The following is a 2,217-nucleotide window of genomic DNA, read 5'->3' as shown; positions in this document are numbered from 1 at the left end:
CGAAGCCCCCCTCAAGATGAGATTTCCCATTACGCAAGTAAGTAAGATCCCTCAAAGACGATGAGGTAGATAGGTTCGGGGTGGAAGCGTGGCGACACGTGCAGCTGACGAATACTAATCGATCGAGGACTTAACCAAAATGTATTTATTTGTTTGAAAATGTCGTTTATCCAGTTTTGAAGGAATAATTTTTAAAAAAACACTTGAAATTTTCTACAAAGTTGTTATAATAAAACTTGTCTTTCAAATAATTAAGTAGGTCTAGTGATAAAGGCGAAGAGGTCACACCCGTTCCCATACCGAACACGGAAGTTAAGCTCTTCAGCGCCGATGGTAGTTGGGGGTTTCCCCCTGTGAGAGTAGGACGTCGCTGGGCTTGCAATAAATACATATTTCAAATCTAAATTTATACCCAGGAGGATTAGCTCAGCTGGGAGAGCATCTGCCTTACAAGCAGAGGGTCGGCGGTTCGAGCCCGTCATCCTCCACCATATTTATTCCATCGCCGGAGTAGCTCAACTGGTAGAGCAACTGACTTGTAATCAGTAGGTTGAGGGTTCAAGTCCTTTCTCCGGCACCATTGTACGAGCCATTAGCTCAGTTGGTAGAGCATCTGACTTTTAATCAGAGGGTCGCAGGTTCGAATCCTGCATGGCTCACCATTTTAACAACAACATGCATGCGGGTGTGGCGGAACTGGCAGACGCACTAGACTTAGGATCTAGCGCCGCAAGGCGTGGGGGTTCGACTCCCTTCACCCGCACCATTTAATTTCATAACCGAGCGGAAGTAGTTCAGTGGTAGAACACCACCTTGCCAAGGTGGGGGTCGCGAGTTCGAACCTCGTCTTCCGCTCCAAAAATTCACTAAAGTGCCGGGGTGGCGGAACTGGCAGACGCACAGGACTTAAAATCCTGCGGTAGGTGACTACCGTACCGGTTCGATTCCGGTCCTCGGCACCACTTTTATGAAAAATTAGCGCCCGTAGCTCAATTGGATAGAGCGTCTGACTACGGATCAGAAGGTTGTGGGTTCGACTCCTGCCGGGCGCGCCATTTATTACGGGAAGTAGCTCAGCTTGGTAGAGCACTTGGTTTGGGACCAAGGGGTCGCAGGTTCGAATCCTGTCTTCCCGACCACTTTAAAAATTTTGGGGCCTTAGCTCAGCTGGGAGAGCGCCTGCCTTGCACGCAGGAGGTCAGCGGTTCGATCCCGCTAGGCTCCACCAATATTATAATCTTTGTAACATCCTGGCGGTGTAGCTCAGCTGGCTAGAGCACTCGGTTCATACCCGAAAGGTCGTGGGTTCGACTCCCTCTGCCGCTATTTTTAAGGACCTTTAGCTCAGTTGGTTAGAGCAGACGGCTCATAACCGTCCGGTCGCAGGTTCGAGTCCTGCAAGGTCCACCATCAACATTTTTTGGAGGAATACCCAAGTCTGGCTGAAGGGATCGGTCTTGAAAACCGACAGGCGGGTCATACCGCGCGGGGGTTCGAATCCCTCTTCCTCCTCCATTTTTAAACAACAATGAGTAAGTATATTAGTTCGGTAGCTCGTCGGGCTCATAACCCGAAGGTCACAGGTTCAAATCCTGTCCCCGCAACCAAATGGTCCCGTGGTGTAGCGGTTAACATGCCTGCCTGTCACGCAGGAGATCGCCGGTTCGATCCCGGTCGGGACCGCCATTTAATTAATAGAAGTTTATTAGTTTGAGATGTAAAGTGAAGTGGCTCAGTAGCTCAGTCGGTAGAGCAAAGGACTGAAAATCCTTGTGTCGGCGGTTCGATTCCGTCCTGAGCCACCATGTAATGCGGGTGTAGTTTAGTGGTAAAACCTCAGCCTTCCAAGCTGATGATGAGAGTTCGATTCTCTTCACCCGCTCCAATAATGGGCCTATAGCTCAGCTGGTTAGAGCGCACGCCTGATAAGCGTGAGGTCGATGGTTCGAGTCCATTTAGGCCCACCATTATTCCGAAGTAGCTCAGTGGTAGAGCAATCGGCTGTTAACCGATTGGTCGTAGGTTCGAGTCCTACCTTCGGAGCCAATATATGGGGAAGTACTCAAGCGGCTGAAGAGGCGCCCCTGCTAAGGGTGTAGGTCGGGCAACCGGCGCGAGGGTTCAAATCCCTCCTTCTCCGCCATATATTTGGCCCCTTGGTCAAGCGGTTAAGACACCGCCCTTTCACGGCGGTAACACGGGTTCGAATCCCGTAGG

The 2,217-nt window shown here is 50.6% G+C and carries 18 tRNA genes and 2 rRNA genes; all 20 read left to right on the top strand.

What is annotated here, in order from left to right:
• Positions 1-138: ribosomal RNA gene (locus AC1DFT_RS20715) — 23S ribosomal RNA — on the top strand; the annotation flags it as partial.
• 122 nt (positions 139-260) lie between these two features.
• Positions 261-376: ribosomal RNA gene (gene rrf / locus AC1DFT_RS20710) — 5S ribosomal RNA — on the top strand.
• A 39-nt stretch (positions 377-415) separates the two neighbouring features.
• Positions 416-491, top strand: a tRNA-Val gene (locus tag AC1DFT_RS20705).
• A gap of 13 nt (positions 492-504) precedes the next feature.
• Positions 505-580, top strand: a tRNA-Thr gene (locus AC1DFT_RS20700).
• A gap of 6 nt (positions 581-586) precedes the next feature.
• A tRNA-Lys gene (locus tag AC1DFT_RS20695) sits at positions 587-662 on the top strand.
• 19 nt (positions 663-681) lie between these two features.
• A tRNA-Leu gene (locus AC1DFT_RS20690) sits at positions 682-766 on the top strand.
• Positions 767-783: 17 nt separating this feature from the next.
• A tRNA-Gly gene (locus tag AC1DFT_RS20685) sits at positions 784-858 on the top strand.
• 15 nt (positions 859-873) lie between these two features.
• Positions 874-962, top strand: a tRNA-Leu gene (locus AC1DFT_RS20680).
• Positions 963-978: 16 nt separating this feature from the next.
• Positions 979-1,055: transfer RNA gene (locus AC1DFT_RS20675), tRNA-Arg, on the top strand.
• A 7-nt stretch (positions 1,056-1,062) separates the two neighbouring features.
• Positions 1,063-1,139: transfer RNA gene (locus AC1DFT_RS20670), tRNA-Pro, on the top strand.
• Between the two features lie 13 nt (positions 1,140-1,152).
• Positions 1,153-1,228, top strand: a tRNA-Ala gene (locus AC1DFT_RS20665).
• A gap of 24 nt (positions 1,229-1,252) precedes the next feature.
• Positions 1,253-1,326: transfer RNA gene (locus AC1DFT_RS20660), tRNA-Met, on the top strand.
• Between the two features lie 7 nt (positions 1,327-1,333).
• Positions 1,334-1,410, top strand: a tRNA-Ile gene (locus AC1DFT_RS20655).
• Positions 1,411-1,422: 12 nt separating this feature from the next.
• Positions 1,423-1,515: transfer RNA gene (locus AC1DFT_RS20650), tRNA-Ser, on the top strand.
• A gap of 95 nt (positions 1,516-1,610) precedes the next feature.
• Positions 1,611-1,686 (top strand) — tRNA-Asp (locus AC1DFT_RS20645).
• A 43-nt stretch (positions 1,687-1,729) separates the two neighbouring features.
• A tRNA-Phe gene (locus tag AC1DFT_RS20640) sits at positions 1,730-1,805 on the top strand.
• Between the two features lie 6 nt (positions 1,806-1,811).
• A tRNA-Gly gene (locus tag AC1DFT_RS20635) sits at positions 1,812-1,885 on the top strand.
• 5 nt (positions 1,886-1,890) lie between these two features.
• A tRNA-Ile gene (locus AC1DFT_RS20630) sits at positions 1,891-1,967 on the top strand.
• Between the two features lie 4 nt (positions 1,968-1,971).
• A tRNA-Asn gene (locus AC1DFT_RS20625) sits at positions 1,972-2,046 on the top strand.
• A gap of 6 nt (positions 2,047-2,052) precedes the next feature.
• Positions 2,053-2,143, top strand: a tRNA-Ser gene (locus tag AC1DFT_RS20620).
• The last annotated feature ends 74 nt before the right edge of the window (positions 2,144-2,217 follow it).

The sequence above is a fragment of the Psychrobacillus sp. 05T411 genome (assembly GCF_056396485.1).
This window is presented reverse-complemented; position numbering and strand designations above follow the sequence as displayed.